General features: G+C 30.8%; 20 protein-coding genes. 7 read left to right on the top strand and 13 right to left on the bottom strand.

Going from position 1 to position 18644, the window contains the following annotated elements; all coding sequences use genetic code 11:
• The first annotated feature begins 27 nt into the window (after positions 1-27).
• From rimO to DFQ07_RS11020, 6 genes are all read left to right on the top strand, one after another.
• Positions 28-1380 carry a 30S ribosomal protein S12 methylthiotransferase RimO gene (gene rimO / locus DFQ07_RS11045; protein ID WP_133536843.1) on the top strand — a complete coding sequence of 451 codons (1353 nt, stop codon included), beginning with the start codon at positions 28-30 and terminating at the stop codon, positions 1378-1380.
• Positions 1381-1450: 70 nt separating this feature from the next.
• Complete coding sequence (locus DFQ07_RS11040; protein WP_133536841.1) at positions 1451-2026, top strand: Crp/Fnr family transcriptional regulator; 576 nt, start codon at positions 1451-1453, stop codon at positions 2024-2026.
• Between the two features lie 142 nt (positions 2027-2168).
• A complete protein-coding gene (locus DFQ07_RS11035; protein ID WP_133536839.1) occupies positions 2169-3083 on the top strand; it encodes a DUF6268 family outer membrane beta-barrel protein in 915 nt (304 codons plus the stop codon).
• 8 nt (positions 3084-3091) lie between these two features.
• Positions 3092-3499, top strand: a complete 408-nt coding sequence (locus DFQ07_RS11030; protein ID WP_133536837.1) for a hypothetical protein — start codon at positions 3092-3094, stop codon at positions 3497-3499.
• Positions 3489-4427 (top strand): NmrA family NAD(P)-binding protein, encoded by a 939-nt coding sequence (locus DFQ07_RS11025; protein WP_133536835.1) that lies wholly within the window; start codon positions 3489-3491, stop codon positions 4425-4427. The genes DFQ07_RS11030 and DFQ07_RS11025 overlap by 11 nt, the downstream gene beginning before the upstream one ends.
• A 39-nt stretch (positions 4428-4466) precedes the next feature.
• Positions 4467-5225, top strand: a complete 759-nt coding sequence (locus tag DFQ07_RS11020) for a Dph6-related ATP pyrophosphatase (RefSeq protein WP_133536833.1) — start codon at positions 4467-4469, stop codon at positions 5223-5225.
• Here DFQ07_RS11020 and DFQ07_RS15795 read toward each other — a convergent pair.
• The 6 genes from DFQ07_RS15795 to DFQ07_RS10990 all read right to left on the bottom strand — a co-directional run bounded on the left by DFQ07_RS15795 (position 5214) and on the right by DFQ07_RS10990 (position 10827).
• The gene (locus DFQ07_RS15795) at positions 5214-5597 is read right to left on the bottom strand and encodes a DUF6122 family protein (RefSeq protein ID WP_133536831.1); all 384 of its coding nucleotides are present in this window, start codon (positions 5595-5597) and stop codon (positions 5214-5216) included. The two genes, DFQ07_RS11020 and DFQ07_RS15795, sit on opposite strands and share 12 nt — an antisense overlap.
• 11 nt (positions 5598-5608) lie before the next feature.
• Positions 5609-6169, bottom strand: a complete 561-nt coding sequence (locus DFQ07_RS11010) for a PAS domain-containing protein (protein WP_133536829.1) — start codon at positions 6167-6169, stop codon at positions 5609-5611.
• Between the two features lie 10 nt (positions 6170-6179).
• Positions 6180-6944, bottom strand: a complete 765-nt coding sequence (locus tag DFQ07_RS11005) for a TIGR02757 family protein (protein WP_133536827.1) — start codon at positions 6942-6944, stop codon at positions 6180-6182.
• A 1-nt stretch (position 6945) separates the two neighbouring features.
• Positions 6946-7497, bottom strand: a complete 552-nt coding sequence (locus DFQ07_RS11000) for a CPBP family intramembrane glutamic endopeptidase (protein WP_133536825.1) — start codon at positions 7495-7497, stop codon at positions 6946-6948.
• 48 nt (positions 7498-7545) lie between these two features.
• On the bottom strand, positions 7546-8208 hold the full coding sequence (locus DFQ07_RS10995; protein ID WP_133536823.1) for an ABC transporter ATP-binding protein: 663 nt from the start codon (positions 8206-8208) through the stop codon (positions 7546-7548).
• Between the two features lie 90 nt (positions 8209-8298).
• Positions 8299-10827: a DUF5916 domain-containing protein gene (locus DFQ07_RS10990; RefSeq protein WP_133536820.1), complete on the bottom strand. Its 2529-nt coding sequence runs from the start codon at positions 10825-10827 to the stop codon at positions 8299-8301.
• Positions 10828-11070: 243 nt separating this feature from the next.
• Here DFQ07_RS10990 and sucC point away from each other — a divergent pair, with 243 nt between their 5' ends.
• Entirely contained in the window at positions 11071-12267 is a 1197-nt protein-coding gene (gene sucC, locus DFQ07_RS10985; protein ID WP_133536818.1) for an ADP-forming succinate--CoA ligase subunit beta, read from the top strand.
• 65 nt (positions 12268-12332) lie between these two features.
• On the opposite strand, the gene DFQ07_RS10980 is transcribed toward sucC, so the two are convergent.
• From DFQ07_RS10980 to uvrB, 7 genes are all read right to left on the bottom strand, one after another.
• Positions 12333-12989 (bottom strand): hypothetical protein, encoded by a 657-nt coding sequence (locus tag DFQ07_RS10980; protein ID WP_133536816.1) that lies wholly within the window; start codon positions 12987-12989, stop codon positions 12333-12335.
• Positions 12976-13311, bottom strand: coding sequence for a hypothetical protein (locus DFQ07_RS10975; protein WP_133536813.1), 336 nt, complete (start codon positions 13309-13311; stop codon positions 12976-12978). Before DFQ07_RS10975 ends, DFQ07_RS10980 begins: the two co-directional genes overlap by 14 nt.
• A 258-nt stretch (positions 13312-13569) precedes the next feature.
• Entirely contained in the window at positions 13570-13965 is a 396-nt protein-coding gene (locus tag DFQ07_RS10970; RefSeq protein WP_133536810.1) for a hypothetical protein, read from the bottom strand.
• A 1-nt stretch (position 13966) separates the two neighbouring features.
• Entirely contained in the window at positions 13967-15334 is a 1368-nt protein-coding gene (locus DFQ07_RS10965; protein WP_133536807.1) for a hypothetical protein, read from the bottom strand.
• Positions 15335-15450: 116 nt separating this feature from the next.
• Positions 15451-15534 carry a UvrB/UvrC motif-containing protein gene (locus DFQ07_RS15790; protein WP_243743986.1) on the bottom strand — a complete coding sequence of 28 codons (84 nt, stop codon included), beginning with the start codon at positions 15532-15534 and terminating at the stop codon, positions 15451-15453.
• A gap of 108 nt (positions 15535-15642) precedes the next feature.
• Positions 15643-16425 (bottom strand): histidine kinase, encoded by a 783-nt coding sequence (locus DFQ07_RS10955; RefSeq protein ID WP_133536803.1) that lies wholly within the window; start codon positions 16423-16425, stop codon positions 15643-15645.
• A 74-nt stretch (positions 16426-16499) separates the two neighbouring features.
• The gene (gene uvrB / locus DFQ07_RS10950; protein ID WP_133536801.1) at positions 16500-18488 is read right to left on the bottom strand and encodes an excinuclease ABC subunit UvrB; all 1989 of its coding nucleotides are present in this window, start codon (positions 18486-18488) and stop codon (positions 16500-16502) included.
• Positions 18489-18644 lie beyond the last annotated feature (156 nt).

Raw genomic sequence — 18644 nt, 5'->3', positions numbered from 1 at the left:
ATCTTTGCACACTGAATTTTTTACAATATGCGTACTAAAACAACAAAACAAAACAAAATCAACGTAGTTACTTTAGGTTGCTCAAAAAACGTTTACGATAGTGAAGTGTTAATGGGGCAGTTAAAAGCCAATGGTAAAGATGTGGTTCATGAAGATGAAAATGACGAAGGAAATATTGTAGTAATCAATACGTGTGGTTTTATAGGTAAAGCTAAAGAAGAAAGTGTGGAGACTATCTTGCACTACGCACAAAAGAAAGAGGAAGGTGAAGTGGATAAAGTGTTTGTTACCGGTTGTTTAAGCGAGCGCTATAAGCCAGATTTAGAAGCTGAAATTACCAATGTAGATCAGTATTTTGGTACGCACGATTTACCAAACTTGTTAAAAGTTTTGGAAGCAGATTATAAGCATGAGTTAATAGGTGAGCGTTTAACAACGACTCCAGATCATTATGCGTATTTAAAAATTGCTGAAGGTTGTGACCGTCCATGTTCGTTTTGTGCTATTCCGTTAATGCGTGGTAAACATGTTTCTACTCCAATTGAAGATTTGGTTACCGAAGCTACCAAGCTGGCAGAAAAAGGGATTAAAGAAATCATGTTAATTGCGCAAGATTTAACTTATTACGGGTTAGATATTTATAAAAAACGTGCTTTAGCAGGTTTATTAAAAGAATTGGTGAAAGTTGACGGAATTGAGTGGATTCGTTTGCACTATGCTTTCCCTACAGGTTTTCCAATGGATGTGTTGGAAGTCATGAAGAACGAACCAAAGGTTTGTAATTATTTAGACATTCCGTTACAGCACATCAATACCGAGATTTTAAAATCGATGAAGCGTGGTACGACACATGAGAAAACGACTGTGTTGATTCATAAATTCCGTGAAGCAGTGCCAAATATGGCAATTCGTACGACGTTAATTGTTGGATATCCAGGAGAAACTGAAGAGCAATTCCAAGAGTTGAAAGATTGGGTAGAGGAGATGCGTTTTGAACGTTTAGGAGCTTTTGAATACTCTCATGAAGAGAACACAGGTGCATATGTTTTAGAAGATGATGTACCTGCGGATGTAAAGTTCAGACGTGTGAATGAAATTATGGAAGTACAGTCGCAAATTTCTTGGGAATTAAATCAAGAAAAGATAGGAAAGACATTCAAATGTTTATTCGATAGAAAAGATGGTGAATATTACTACGGACGTACCGAATTTGACTCACCAGATGTAGATAATGATGTCATTGTAGATGCTCGTGAGTATTATATCAAACTAGGAGAGTTTATTGATATAGAAATTTTCGATGCTGGAGATTTTGACTTACATGGAAAGCCTGTAATAAAACAAGAAAGACCAGTTCCTTTAAATCAAAAGAGGAAGTAAATTTTAATTAGAACCTGCTTTTAAGCAGGTTTTTTTATGCACCTTTGAATGTATTTAAGAAATAATTGAAATGGATAAGTTAATTAAATTTATTAATAGATATGTAACTCTTGAAAAAGAAGATTTGGATGTTATTTTGCCTTTTTTTAAGAGAAATATATTGTTAAAAGATAAATTTATAATAAAAAAAGAACAAGTAGTAACTGATTATTATTTTATAGCTTCAGGCGGACTTATCATTTACGATATAAAAGATGAAATCCAGTTTACAAGGTATTTTGCTTTTGAAAATGAATTTATCGGAGATATATCAAAAATTAGAAATAGAGGACGCTCAGATTCTTATATTAAGGCTATTGAAGATACTGAATTGTATAGTATTTCCTATAAAGACATGGAAACTTTGTACGATCGTTTTCCTCTTTGGCAGAAGTTTGGAAGACTTATATGGGAAGACTCTTTTGCAAGTGTATTATATGGAATTCACAATTTTCAATCTTTAACAGCAAAAGAGCGCTATTTAGATCTATTAAAGCGTTCAGATTTAATATTTAGAGTTCCATTAAAAGACCTTTCTTTGTTTTTAGGGGTAACCCCGCAATCGCTTAGTAGAATAAGAAAAGAAATAAGCATAGCAAAAGAATAATTATATACTTCAAATAAAAACAACTAAACTTAATTAATTGATTTACAATTCGTTATAAAAACGATAGGTGTTAATTAACATTTGGTAATTTCATGAGACCTAAATCAAGCAATATTTGTATTGAATTTAATCAATACAAATTATGTTTAGAAAAAAAATAGCAATCATAGCAGTATTTCTTCTTGGTAAAACTTACGGACAAGTAACCGGAGATGTATTTGTTTTAAACAGAGATAGAGATCTTTTTTATGTTCACTATACGCCAGATATAAGTGACAATTCTTCATTTGACTATCAAAGGTTGAGTGGTAAACTTGGTTTTGCACCCATACTCTTTAACAAATTAGCTTTTTACAATACTATTGGAATGGATTATCATTCAATTAAACATGGTGAGAATAAACCATTATTCTTAAGAAAAAATGAAGATTATTACAATGTAAACTATAGTTTGTTGGCTAAATATAGAATTACTAGAAAATGGTCTGTAAATGCATTGATAATGCCTCACCTTATTGGAAGTTTTAATGATGACATAAAAAGTGATGACTTTAAAATAAATGGAATTTTATTTGCTGAAAAACGCTTTAATACCAAAAATAGAAATACCTATTATATTTTGAGTTTTGGGGTAGGGTATTTAACACTATCAGGAGAAACGATGATAAATCCAGTTGTTAATATTATGGGAAATATTAATAATAAGGTGTCATTTGCAGTTGGATTGCCTAGTACTTATGTGAAATATGACTTTAATAATAAACATTCGGTGAAATTAGTAGGCGATTTAAATGACTTTACGGTAAGAATGGACAAACCTATTTTACCCACCATACCAGAAGGAACCAATGTAAAAAGGTCAGTTTTTACAACTGCTTCTGTAGGCATAGAATATAATTATTGGTTAACCAAGACTATTGGGGTTATGGTAAGAGGTACGCGTTTAGTCTTTGAAAAGTACGAGTTTCAGGACTCAGAAGACGAATATTTATTTGGTTTTGATGTTCCATCGAAATCATATTTATCAGTAGGAGTAAAAATTAACCCGTTTAGATAATTAAGGCTATGAAAAGTCAATATATAGAGAGCAGTAGTTTTACCATTAAAACGTTTTTGCAAGCAACCATACCCTCATATGTTTTTCCAGCAATAATGTCATGGGGATCGGGATGGTTGATGAAAAATGAAGTATTAAAACAATCAAGTTTTATAAGTATTGCGTTGCCATCATTAATTGCAACTATAATTACCTATATGTTATTATGGCGAATGGAAACTAAGCAAAAAAAAGTAAAAAATAAATCAGTAAAAGTATGTATGATGTTGGGGGTAACATTTGGTTTGGCATTGGCAATCATATTTATTTTCAATTGGCAAAAATTCATGTTCGACATTCTTTTCTCAACTATTTTAGGTACAACAATTACAGCATGGAGGCTTCCATTAAAACAAATTGAAAAATATGAATATTAAAAAACCGACCATTGTTGTTTTTGGCTCAACAGGAACAGTTGGAACAGAAGTGTTAAGATTATTAAGTGAAAGAAATTGTTTAGTTAGAGGGGTAATAAGAACACCAGCGAGAGAAGTACCAATAAAATTAAATGGAAATAATAATAATGTTACATATGTTTCTGTAGATTTAAAATCAAAAGAACAAATTAAAAGAGCTTGTACTAAAGCAGATTTTATTTTTATGTTGACAGGAACATCACCTGTACAAACAATTTTTGAAACAAACATAATTGAAGTTGCACAAGAATTAGATATAAAAAGAATAGTAAAGCTGTCCGCTCCAGTTGTTCCTAATGATATCTATGTTGAAGTAAGTGATTGGCATAGACAAATTGAAAAAAAGTTAGCTTCAAGTGGAATTGAACATTGTTTTTTACAGCCACATTCGTTTATGCAAAATTGGGAGAGAAACACATTTACCATTAAGTATTTTGGTAAAATATATGGAGTTATGGAAAATGCAGAAAGAAATTATGTTGACTCTAGAGATGTTGCAGAGGTGGCAGTTAAATACTTATTACTTGAAAAAGATTTGAAAGGAGAATCCGTAGTTATTTCGGGTCCAGAAGCAATATCACATGAAAGTATGGCCAAGAGAATTTCACATGTAACGAACCGAAAAATTGTATACGAAAATATTACTAGGGAAGAGTTTATGAGAAAACTAACAAAGCAAGCAAAATTACCTCTTTGGTTGGCACGACACATTGTTGAGATAGATGTTTTAGCGGTAAAGAATCCTGAACCTAAAAATGATACGATTCAAAATATTTTGAATCGTAAACCTAGAATAATGGATGCTTATTTACAAGAAACTCGTTATTCTTTTATGACTATGAAATGGAATTTACCTTTTAAGAAAATGATAAGTAATAAGAAGCTTTAAAAATTGTTTTAAAAAAGATTTTTACACATCTTTACAGTCATGAAAAAAGCCTATTTTAACTGGAGTTCAGGAAAAGACTCGTCGTTAGCATTGTATAAAATATTACAACAAAAAGAGTACGATGTGCAAAAATTGATTACGAATGTAAATCAAGATTACCAACGTGTTTCAATGCATGGTTTGCATGAAGAATTGTTAGATGCACAGGCTGAAAGCATTGGTATTCCGTTAGAAAAAATATATTTTCCTGCTGAAGTTACAATGGATTTGTACAATCAAAAGATGAAAGAGAAAACTGCGGAGTTACAATCTGATGGCTTACAACATGCAGTTTTCGGAGATATTTTTTTAGAAGATTTAAGAGCTTACCGTGACTCAAAACTACAAGAGGTTGGAATTACAGGAGTATACCCACTTTGGAAACAAGATACCAAAGAATTATTGCGTGAATTTTTGTCGTTAGGCTTTAAAACGATTACCGTTTGCGTTAATGCTAAATTGTTAGGTGAAGAGTTTGTAGGGAGGGTTATTGATGAAGATTTTATAAACGAGCTTCCTGAGGATATTGATGTTTGTGGAGAGAACGGAGAATTTCATACCTTTTGTTATGACGGTCCTATCTTTAAGAAACCTGTGGAGTTTGAAATAGGAGAAAAGTTATTGAAATCGTATACATTACATAAAAACGATGATGATAACTGTTATCAAGATTCAAAGAAAACTAAGAAATCAGAAGAAACGACCACTAAAAACTACGATAGAAGTTTTTGGTACTGTGATTTACAGTTAAAAAAGTAGATTGCTTACCGTTTCTAATAATCTTTTTGCCGGGGCATTTTCTAGACAAGAGTTACATGCGTTGTACATAAATAAACAGTCGATAAAATCGGTTAGCATGTGTAGTAATAGTCCTAAACCAATAATATTATAAGGTCTTTTTAAAAAGAGTAATACAATATATAATCCTATTGCGTAGTAGGAGTGAAATAGATGAAAACCAAAACTACAACGGTTAGGATTAAATATAGGAGTTGCGAGCAGATGATCTAAATCCACTAACATAGTAGCTAGTAGCATTAGAGTAACTTTACCCCAATTTTCCCTGAAAAATAGATAGGCGATAATTATAGGAAAACCAAAATGTAAAAAGTAGTGAATAAATGTTTGCATTTAATTAAATATTAAACTACTTCCTTTTCTAAAGCTAAAAAATGTGTGATTTCTGAGCTGTTATTGTTATGTAACGGAATAATATGCAATTCACATTTATAAGTAGATTGATCTTTTCTGTAATTGATAATTACATCTTTAAAAGGTTTTCCGTTTAAAAGTTTCGTTTGAATTCTCTTTCTAGTGGTTTCTTTGGTTTCTTCGCCTTGTAAAAAACGAGGAGTTTTGTTTAAAGCATATTCTTTTTCATACCCAGTCATTTTGGTAAAACCATCACTTACCCAAATTATTTTTTTCTTTACATCAGTAAGAACTAAAGATTCGTAATAATTCTCTTTTATAACTTTGATTAGATTGTTTTTCCAGTTGAAGTTTTTAGATAAATTTTTTATGGTGTCTAAATCACTAAAAAGTTCTTTTTCAAAAAATAAGTCTTGAATTCCCCAACTTAGAAGATTCACACTTTTTTTAGAAGAGGGTTGAAGATTAGTACTGATTTCAGAATACTTTTCTTCTTCTAAATTAGATACATAAATATCTAAAGCCATCATTTTAGTTAGGTCATTTTTCATATCAACTAAATTAAAACTTTTCAAAGACTCCTAATCCAAATAAGGCAAAATCATACTTTACGGGATCTTTTTTATCAAAATCTCTTAAAATAATATCTAATTCCTGAATTGCTTTCCAGTCATTTTGTTTTCTAGAGAGGATTCCAAGTTTTCGGGCAATATTTCCTGTATGAACATCTAACGGACAATGTAAATGGGCAGGTGAATGTGTTTTCCAGATGCCTAAATCGACTCCTGTACTATTATCGCGAACCATCCAGCGTAAAAACATATTAATTCGTTTAGATGCAGAACCTTTTAAAGGATCTGAAACATGTTTTAGAGTTCTCTGTTGATGTGGGATTTCAAAAAATACTTGTTTAAAATGATGAATGGCATGTTGGTAATTATCAACATCATTTTTAGGTTTCAAAACAACTTCTAATCCATCATGATTTTGATAAATATTTTTTAAAGATTGAATAAAGAATTTAAAATCGTCAGCATTAAAAGTTCGATGAACAAATCCGTCGAAATTGGCTAAATCTTCTTCAGAATGATTGAGAACAAAATCATATGGGGAGTTCCCCATTAAATCCATCATTTTATGGGAATTATTGATGATCATTTTACGATTCCCCCAAGCGATGGTTGCTGCTAAAAAACCAGCAATTTCAATATCTTCTTTTAACGAAAATTGATGTGGAATTTGAATAGGGTCACTATCAATAAAATCAGAATTGTTGTATTGTATTACTTTTTGATCTAAAAAATCTTTGAGTTCAGTTTTGTTCATTCTATATCAAATCTCCTGCAAAACTAATTAAAACAAAAAAAGCATTGTAACAGGCATGTAATAAAATACTCCAGGTTAAACCAAAACGAACTCTTATGAAACCTAAATAGCCACCTAAAATAGTTTGAGGAGCTATTAGTATTGGTGCAAATAATAATAAATTTATAGTAAAATTATAATTAGTTAAATGAATTAGACCAAAAAGAATGGCAAATACATAAAAAGCAATTTTAAATGATTTCTTATTGTGAAATAATGTAATTGGAGCCCTAAAAAATAACTCTTCAAGTGTAGGCGCAAGAATAACAGCAAAAAATATAACACTCCACTTAGAATTTGTCTTTAGTAATTCTTCTACAGCATGATCATTCATGTCAACCCATTCAAAATGTTCAATTAATAAGAATAAAGAAGTTAATACTAATGCAGTAAGAATACTTATAATAAGCAAGTGAAAAAATTTTTGAAATCGATACGAAGTATCTTGATTAGAATCTTTTTCTAAGACTGGATTTTTTAAATAAGCAATGAGCTCGTGAAAAGTTTCTTTCATAAGTTGATTGATTTTCTAATAAGTAGATTGAAACTTTAAAGTGTTACACTATTCAACAATAATTCCGTCTTTCATCGTCAAAGTTCTGTCTGCCATTTGCGCCAATTCTTTGTTGTGTGTCACTAATACAAAGGTTTGTCCGAATTCATCACGTAATTTAAAAAATAACTCGTGCAAGTTTTTTGCAGAAGTAGAATCGAGATTTCCTGAAGGTTCGTCAGCAAAAATAACCGAAGGTTCATTAATCAAAGCTCTTGCAACGGCAACACGTTGTTGTTCTCCACCAGAAAGCTCGTTAGGTTTGTGATTTTCTCTATGTGATAAGCCTAAAAAAGCTAATAATTCTTTGGCTCTTTTTTCTGTTTCAGCTTTAGCTTTTCCCCCTATAAAAGCAGGAATACAAACATTTTCTAAAGCAGTAAATTCAGGTAATAATTGATGAAATTGAAAGATAAAACCGATGTGTTTGTTTCTGAAAGAAGAAACTTCTTTGTCTTTTAAATTTTTGATTGAAATACCATTGACAGAAAGCTCATAGTTTTGATCTTTTAAAGGTTTGTCTAAAGTTCCTAAAATTTGTAATAAGGTTGTTTTTCCTGCTCCTGATGGACCAACAATGGCAACAATTTCTCCTTTTTTAATATGAAGATTTACTCCTTTTAAAATTTCGACATCTCCGTAATGTCTATGGATATTTTTAGCTACAATCATGGTTTTATTTTCAAAGTAACGAATGTATAAAAAAGAAATCAGATAGGCTTTTAAAGTCTATCTGATTTCAAACAATAAATAAACGATCTATTAAAATATATTTTTCAGGTTGTTGTAATCGATAAAATATACTACTCGAACAGAAAAAGTATGTTGATTTTTTTCTTCAAAAAGACGATCTAAATTTTTAAAGAAACTATGTTTAGCATAGTCACCATTTCCAAAAATAGAGTTTCTATAAAAAGCAATTAATTGACTTCCAGGAGCAAATTGCCAAACATAATTTAAATCTACGTTCCAGCTATTAAAGTTTTTATCATGATTTCCTTGATAGTTATTTGCAGTTAGTTCTCCATTATCTTCATTTAAACTATAAAATTGCTCTTGATATGGAACTTTACTCCAATTATGTCTAAAAGATAATGACAAAGAAGATTTTGTACTAAAGCTATATTTTCCAGTTAGTGAATTGTTATAGGTAGTCCAATCACGTTGTCCAAATATAATATCACCTTCTAATGGAGCTAATGAAGGATCTTCATTAACATCATCTTCACTAATTTTAGTAATATATCCTTGGTCGTCATTAGTTTTTCCATATCTAAAACCGTAGATTAAAGAAAACTGATTGTTAAAACGGTATCTAGGTGACACACCAAAACCATAACTTTCTTTAGGGTTATTTTTGAAAAAGGTATAGTACCAATTATAGTCTATAGCAAATTTCTTTCTATAGTCGGTAGATCCCCAATGGTTCACATTTAATCTTTGAGGCCTTTTGAAATAGATTCCGCTAGTACTTCCTTCTCTTGGTTCGAAGAAATCTTTTCGTTGAGTACCGTAGTTCAGATTAGCACCAAAACCAAATCGTTTCTTAGTTTGAGCCCAAAAAGACAAACCTCCATTGGTATCAGTATATGTACCTGAATTGTGTAAGAAATTAACATTGTAGTATAGGTTTATACCATAGTTATTGAAAATCCCTTTAGGGTTTAACAAACGATACCCAACAAAACCATAAATTCTTTGTTGATTGTTACGAAAAAGAATTCCCATATCGTTAGGGTTAAAATCTTTGTTTTCAAAATTATATCCAATTTCTCCACGCCAATTTCCTGATTGCTTTCCTATACTGGTATCAAAAGCATATCCTGTACTAGGATGGTCTTCATCGTCAGAGATGTTACTCATTTTAAAACTACCATCTATATTGTATCTACTTTTTTTATCTTCAATATGCCATAATAATCCAGTAACATTAGCATCTCTAAATCGACCATCACGAGTTACATTGGTATTGATTAAACTTACTGATGAGTTTTGATTAAACTGTTGGTCTAACACTAGTATGTTATAGTTAGAAAATGGATTTACCGTAGTTTTATAGGTGCTAACATTGGTAATGGTATCTAGACCGTTAATGGTTTTTTCAGTTCTTTCAACGGTAGCTTCTGTTTTTTCTGTAATGGCATTAAAAAAACCAATACCTAAACCACTTTTTGTTCTTCCTGATATTTTTATAGCGTTTAGCATTTGAACTTTATCTGGAACATCTATAACTTCATCATTAACTTTTTTACCATCAACAAAATCATCATCATCTTTACGTTCATTGGCAAATTGATCGATAGGTCTAGATCCAATTCTTCTTGAATAAAATAAGCGTCCTTTACCAAACAGTTCTGTTCCTTCTGTGAAAAATTGACGTTGTTCGGTAAATTGTTGTTCAAAAGGCCCCAAGTTTAAGGTAACATCATCAAAACCTACTTGACCAAAATCTGGAATTAAGGTAGCGTCTAATGTGAAGTTTTCAGTAATTCCATATTTTACATCCATACCTACACTCCAATCAAAATCAGTTTGACCTTCTGAAGTAGTTGTAGTTGCTGAAGCATAAGGGTAAAAATTTAATCGAGTAGGAGGAGTTATATTTTTAAAATCTTCATATAAACCATCATATTGAGTCCAGTTACCTTGTTGGTTATCAATATGGTTCCATGAAAATTGGGCGTTTAGATTTTGTATTCTTCTGTGAAAGTTAATTCCCCATGACTGAACAGGAGCATTAGCAAAACGTAAAGCTCTGTAAGGTATTTTCATTTCAACAATCCAAGCATTATCAGTAAGTTTAAAATCACTTTCCCAAACAGCACTCCAGTTAAAATCTTCGTTTCCATTTGAAACTTTAGAATCTGCTTGTACCCCTGAACTAGTTACAATAAACTCAAAAGGATTTTGTCCGTCATCATTTGGGTTTATGGTTATTAAAAAGAAATCTACATTACCTATGTTATCTCTATTGGTAAATTCAGCAGGAATTTTAGTAGGATCTGGAGCATACATCAAAGCACTTACATAAATAGCATTATCGTCATAAACTAATTTAACCTCCGTTTTATGAGTACTAGGTTCTGGTTTTCCATTGTCAGGACGCATCATTACAAAATCTTTAGCAATAGGAACATTGTTCCAAGCATCATCATTTAGCTCTCCATCTATTTTAGGAGGTGAATCGACACGTATTGCTTCTAGCTTTTTTCTGTTTTGGTTAAGGGTTTGTGCAGTTGTTACTTCAGAAAAGAAGAAAATAGTAATAATTAATGCTAAAATTTTATGCATAGTTGATTGAAAAAAATTATTGGTTGCGCTAAAATATTTATGATTTGCGGTAATGAATCACAAAATCATGTTAATTACACTAAAGACATGTTAAAAAAAGTGTTGTTACACATAGAGTGTTAAAAATATGTGAAAGTGAAGTTTATGAGGAATCAGTAATAATTATAATAAATTAAAGTCCAAATTATAAGGTATTATCAATTGAATTTGTATTTTTGTTCGACTTTTAAAAATTCATATCGAATGAACTTACACGAATATCAAGGTAAAGAAATTTTAAACAGTTTTGGCGTTCGTATCCAACGCGGAATTGTAGCAAATACTCCAGAAGAAGCTGTTGAAGCAGCAAAGAAATTAACAGAAGAAACAGGAACTGGTTGGCACGTAATTAAAGCTCAAGTACACGCAGGTGGTCGTGGAAAAGGTGGAGGTGTAAAGTTAGCTAAGAACTTAGATGAGGTAAAAAGCATTGCTGATGATATTTTAGGAATGATGTTAGTTACTCCTCAAACTTCAGCTGAAGGTAAGTTAGTTAACCAAGTATTGATTGCTGAAGATGTATATTATCCAGGTGATAGTGAGCCAGATGAATTTTATATGTCAGTTTTATTAAATCGTGCTACAGGTAGAAACATGATTATGTATTCTACTGAAGGAGGTATGGATATTGAAACTGTGGCAGAAGAAACTCCACACTTAATTTTTACAGAAGAAATTAATCCAGCAACAGGATTATTACCTTTCCAAGCTCGTAAAATTGCTTTTAACTTAGGGTTAAGCGGTGCAGCTTTTAAAGAAATGGTAAAATTTGTTACTGCATTATATACAGCATATGTAAAGTCTGATTCGTCTTTATTTGAAATCAACCCAGTATTAAAAACATCTGATGATAAAATCATGGCTGTTGATGCTAAGGTTACTTTAGATGATAACGCTTTATACCGTCACAAAGATTATGCAGAAATGCGTGATTTCCGTGAGGAGAATCCTATTGAAGTTGAAGCGAATGCTGCAGGATTAAACTATGTAGATTTAGATGGTAATGTTGGATGTATGGTAAACGGAGCTGGTTTAGCAATGGGAACTATGGATTTAATTAAGCAAGCAGGTGGTGAGCCAGCTAACTTCTTAGATGTTGGTGGTACTGCTGATGCACAACGTGTTGAAACTGCTTTCGGAATCATTTTAAAAGATCCTAACGTAAAAGCTATCTTAGTAAACATTTTTGGTGGTATCGTTCGTTGTGACCGTGTGGCACAAGGTATTGTAGATGCTTACAAAAACATGGGAGACAAAATTAATGTGCCTATTATAGCTCGTTTACAAGGAACAAATGCTAAAGAAGCAAAAGAATTAATTGACAATAGCGGAATGGAAATTATCTCAGCAACTGAGTTCCAAGAAGCAGCTGATAAAGTACAAGAAGTTTTAAGCGCTTAAAACTTTTTAATTAATTCTTAGTAATATATTAAAAAACCTCACTGTTACAGTGAGGTTTTTTTTCCTTAAGAAATAGATAGTATCTTTTCACATTTTATTTCCCAGTGATAATGCTTTTTTTCTAAGTAAATAAGCATTGAAAATCCATTTAATCTTCCGTAACTCACTCCTACAATTAATAAAGCTTTATTATAATTTTTATTAAATGTTATATTAGAAAAACTTAATAGGATGTCTATGTCTTGAAAGCCTTTTCCTAACATTTTCTCATGTTTTTCATTATAATAAATTAGAGAGTCTTTTTTTGAATTGGCTATTTTGTTTATATCTAGCTCGATATTTTTTTCTAATTTTAAGAATAATCTTATTAAATCCTTATCATTTGTACATTCTTCTATTATTTTTACCTTTTCTTTTTTATATTCTTTTTCTGTAGTAAAAGTTTCTGGTAAAAATGCTATTGTCTTTTTTCTAATAAATTTATTTACTGAATGCATATAGCTTGTAAGACTATCTCTAGTGGTATATATATACTCCTTTCCGTTTGGTGGTGGTGGAAAGGTAGGAGGTAAAAGAAGAGGAGCTCTAAATTTATTCGTTAAATGACTTGTAACTTGATATATACATTCTTCTTCTATATTAATCTGTTGTTTTTCTTTACACGAAAAGAATAATATAGTTAAAAGCAGGAAAAAAACTTTTTTTGTATTAATTACATTCATTACCATTTAATTTTGTGTTATCGTTAACTGTTTTCTGCTTTTTATAATATTCAGAAGAAGTACTTTTATCCAATGTAGTCCATTTTCCATTATCATAGTAACCATCATAACCATATTTTCTTAGACCATCCCAACCGTATCCCATATAATATTCTAAAGGATATGAATCATTGTCTAGTTTTCTAATAGCTTCAGCTATTGGTTTTACATAATTGTCTGCCATATGTTGATGTTGTGCATATTCTGATTGATATTCATCACCTTTATAACGAAAATACCATTCTAATAAATTCTTTCTATTATTAGGGTCTAGTCCTTTCATGTGTTCGTCTACATATTTATAGAGTTCAGCATGTATTCCTTCATGTAAGAGAGCTGTAGCATAATTTAAAGGTTGTTCTGAAGCAGTAATTTGGATGTTTATTTTTATGTTTCCGTTGATAATATCACTTGCGTCAGTACATCCATCAATTCCTGATTTACAAACACTATTTTGATTATTTTTCTTGTATACTTAAATCAATTCAAAATATTATGAATAACTAAAAAAGTAATAGAATAAATTACTACTTTTTAAAACTTAATCAATTATAGAATCTTCCCATTTAACACAATACACATATATGCAATCATCTCGTTTTTCATAAAGAAAGATTTTTTGAAAGATTTGATTCTTTTTTTTAACTATGATTTTGTTGTCCTCTTTATTAATATTTTTTAATTGATGTGCTCTATTTAAAAAATCATTTATTTTTAGAACTTCTGGTTTTAAATTCTTCTGAACACTTATAATCTTATAACAGTCTTTATCTTTGAAGTATATAAAACTATTTTCACCTATAAAAAAAGTTACTGTCTTATTAGTTCTTGTTTTTATGTTTTTCTCTCCAAAAAAATTATATGATAAGTGAGCTTCTTGACAAAATAGAGAACTACAACTTATTATCATTATTAAAATCAATAATTTATTTCTCATTTTAATTACATGTTTTAGTTCCTGTGCTTTTATAATTTTTAACACTATTTATTATTCTATCTTTTTCAGAACTAGAAAGATTATTCCAAGCAACTGTATTTTGTAATCCTTCCCAAGCTAAATCGATATATAAAGTGTTGGAATTTTGAGAATTATCAAATTCCTTCAGCATATCTACTATAGTTTCGACATAATGAGCTGCCATTTGTTCATGTTGCCAATTTTTATGTCTTCTGTAATAATCATAAATCCCAGGAAAATCATTTATAGATACGTTATAGTTTACAGAGCGTAATTTCCTATACATTTCAGCATGTATAGTTTCATGAATCAATGTTCGTGCCAGACCCAATACTGTTCTTTGAGAAAGATTATTTCCATTTAATTTAATCTCAATTGTATATTCACTTCCATTATCTGTGATAGCATTAACATTATCAGGAAGAGAATCATCAACAGAATATTTCAAATGACTTACAGGAAACTCCCCATCAAATTTTTGTATCATACTTTTAAAGGTTGTACTCATTTTTTGGAGTTTATTTAAAATGCATTCTGCTTTAGTACTTTTAAACGTGGAATCTATAATAATTTCTTCAGGATGATTATTTAAGCTTAAATCAGGACCATGAGGGGCATCATAATGTGAGTGGTAGTTAGAAGTTGTAGTGCCGCCTCCACTAGTGTAATCATCTTCTACATATACATATTCTACAGAAGTGGATTCATATGAACTACACACATATTCATATTTTCCACCTACTAATCTATACCAATCTACATAAAAATCGGTAACAACAAGAACATATTTACCCACATAAGGTGTTTTAGCAGCATAATTACTGCTTATTTGTTTTTTATTATTTATTTCATTTACAATTTTTCCTTGCTTGTAGGCAGTTATTCTAGTTGGCTCATCTAAAAGATTATATTCTTGAAGCGTACCTGTAAAAGAGGAGGTATTTAAATAAGAAGCATTTTCAGTTTCCTTTTGTGAAGTTGAGATAAATTTTAAAATGTTAAAAGTAAAATCATTTGCAGAATTTTTAGTAGCTAGTACTTTGTAGTTATAAAATAAGTTTTGTTTTTTATCAGAAGAACTACTCTTACCTTTAAGAGATGTAGAGAATTCATAAACTATTGAGTTGTTTTTTGTATTTTCTTCGAGATAATAATCATTCCAATTTACAATTAGATTATTTTTTAAAAATGTATTATTTAGTTTTTCAAGAGAAAACTTATTTTTAAATTCAAAATTTAAGTTATTAGCTTCGGTATTATCTTGTGTACAATTCCATAATAATAAAGAAACGCCAAAAAGGAAAGTTACTATTTTTAAAAATGTATTTAATTTGTTTCTCTGTTTCATATCATGCATATTTTTAGTTAGTTAAAAAAATCTAAAAATAATTAAAATAAAAGAAAAACATAAGAGGTCTAGCCCTACTTTTGGTAAGGGCACCCCTTACTTTTGTATGTTTAAACTTACAAGTTCTCTTTCAAAACCTCTATTTCATCACGTAATTGTGCAGCTACTAAAAAGTCTAAAGCCTTAGCAGCTTCTTCCATTTACTTGCGTTTGTCTATTTCTTGTTCAGCAGCTTTTTGTGTAGCATTATCATAAAAATACGAAGTAATCGTATTTTTAGATAAAGTGTGTTACCTGTTTTTTATTACTTAACTTGTTTTATTTACTATTTCATGAGTAACTTGGTCTAATTCTTCTGTTGCTTTAAATAAATAGCTTAAACATTTATTTTTTTCTTTAGTAGACATCGATGCGTTATTTTGTATAGCATTTGAGATTCCTAGTATTGTAGCAATTGGCTTTCGTAGTTCATGAGATTGTTTCCATGCAATTTCTCGTAATCTGTTATTCTGAGATAATATTTTATTATAAGAGGGTTTTATAATCAATTGAAACTCCACAAAGATTATAATTATAGTTAAAAGAGCTAATATGATTTCTATGATAATAATATTTGAAAGTTTTTTATCTGTTATTTTTGTTAAATCATTAACAATGTTTTCCATTAAAGGTAAAAATTCATCGACATTTTTATTTATAAGTGTCAATGAAGCATCATTTAGATTTCCTTTTCTAATAATAGAATCGATGTTGTTAATTATTTTAAGTCCAGAGTTTAATTTTGAATATGTATCTTTATTAGTGATTTTGGAAATTTTCAAGTCTTCATTTCCATTCATAATAGCTAATTGGGCTGTTTTCCAGGTGTTTAAAGTTGAAGTTAACTGATCGTGATTGTCTTTTTGTAAGACAACATTTCGAAAAGAAAGTTGATCAATACGCTGGCTTAACATCCTTTGTTTTCCACCTATATCTATTAAATGAGAGTCATTTTTTTTATCAAAAAGGAAATACTGTATAATAGCTTGATTTATTAATATAGTTCCAAGCATTATTGCCATTAATGTAAAGTATCTTGTTTTGTTTTTCATAAATTTTACCAAATAAGTTTTGGCTTTTACAATATTCTTGAATCATTATGACAATACATATAAATACTTGTAATTTACAAATTTTCTTTCAAAACTTCAATTTCATCACGTAGTTGTGCAGCTACTAAAAAATCTAGTGCTTTGGCAGCTTCTTCCATTTGTTTGCGTTTGTCGCGTATGCGTTTTTCTATTTCTTGTTTTGGTAAGTATTCTAAATCCTGCTCAGCAGCTTTTTGTGTAGCATTATCGTAATGATACGAAGTAATCGCATTTTTAGATAAGGTATTGTCTATCTTTTTATTGATTTGTGTAGGTGTAATTCCGTGAGCGGTGTTGTAATTAATTTGCTTTTCACGTCTACGATTGGTTTCGTCAATGGTGAGTTGCATACTGTTGGTAATTTTGTCAGCATACATAATTGCTTTACCGTTTACATTACGTGCAGCACGACCTACAGTCTGTGTTAAAGAACGGTGAGAACGTAAAAAACCTTCTTTATCAGCATCTAAAATAGCCACTAACGATACTTCTGGAAGGTCTAAACCTTCTCTTAATAGATTTACTCCGATGAGTACATCAAACAAGCCTTTACGTAAATCCTGCATGATTTCTACACGCTCTAAGGTATCAACATCTGAGTGAATATAGCGACAACGTACTTGAATTCGAGTTAAATATTTAGCCAGTTCTTCCGCCATACGCTTGGTTAATGTAGTAACTAAGGTGCGTTCGTCTTTTTCTACGCGAATTTGAATTTCTTCAATTAAATCATCAATTTGATTCAAACTTGGTCGAACTTCGATTTCTGGATCTAACAGTCCAGTAGGTCGAATTACTTGTTCTACAAACAACCCTTCCGTTTTTTGTAATTCATAATCCGCAGGAGTTGCCGAAACATAAATCACCTGATTTTGCAAGGCTTCAAATTCTTCAAATTTTAACGGACGGTTATCCATCGCCGCAGGTAAACGGAATCCGTATTCCACCAAGTTTTCTTTTCGGCTTCTATCACCACCATACATCGCATGAACTTGAGGAACGGTTACGTGACTTTCATCAATTACCATTAAGTAATCATCAGGAAAGTAATCTAACAAGCAGAAAGGTCGTGTACCTGCTTCTCGTCCGTCTAAATAACGAGAGTAGTTCTCGATTCCTGAACAATACCCTAATTCCCGAATCATTTCTAAGTCGAACTCAGTTCGCTCTTGTAAACGTTTTGCTTCTAAATGTTTCCCAATTTCCTTGAAATAATCTACTTGTTTTACCATATCTTCTTGAATTTGATGAATGGCATTTTGTAATATATCAGGAGAGGTTACAAAAAGGTTAGCAGGGTAAATATTTAATTTTTCTAATCGCGTAATCGTTTGATTGGTTTCAATATCGAAAGTCTCAATTTCTTCGATTTCGTCTCCAAAAAAGTGGATTTTATATCCATTGTCTCCATACGATGGATAAATGGTAACTACATCACCTTTCACTTTGAAAGTTCCACTTTTTATTTCAACTTCAGTACGCGCATATAAACTGGTTACTAAGCGATGTAAAAACTTTGTACGAGAAATTTGTTGGTCAACTTCAATGGTAATCACGTTCTTTTTAAACTCAGTGGGATTACCTATACCGTATAAACATGAAACGGATGCTACGACTAACACATCCCGACGCCCTGAAAGTAGGGAAGAGGAGGTGCTAATTCGTAAGCGTTCTATTTCATCGTTGATGGATAAATCTTTTTCAATATACGTTCCTGTAACAGGAATATAAGCTTCTGGTTGATAGTAATCATAGTACGAAACGAAATATTCTACTGCATTATTTGGAAAGAACTGTTTGAACTCGGAATACAACTGAGCAGCCAAGGTTTTGTTATGAGCCAAAACAAGTGTTGGTCGTTGTACTTCGGTAATAACATTAGCTACAGAAAATGTTTTACCAGAACCCGTAACACCCAAAAGTGTTTGATACTTTTCATCGGCTAAAATTCCATTAGCTAATTGTTTGATTGCTTGCGGTTGATCGCCAGTTGGCTTAAATTCAGAATGTAATTCAAAGTTCATTCAACAAAAATACGGATAGTTTATGTGAAAAACTATCCGTATTTTTTACTGTTATTTTATGTTTTTTATTATTTCCTCAATAAAGAAAAATGTCCTGTTTTTTTACGGATTTTTCCATTGGTATCTATCAATTCAGCATTATACCAGTAATCGTTA

The organism is Tenacibaculum caenipelagi, assembly GCF_004363005.1.
Lineage (GTDB): Bacteria > Bacteroidota > Bacteroidia > Flavobacteriales > Flavobacteriaceae > Polaribacter > Polaribacter caenipelagi.
Note: the sequence above shows the minus strand (reverse complement) of the source record. Positions and strands in the feature narration are given on the sequence as shown.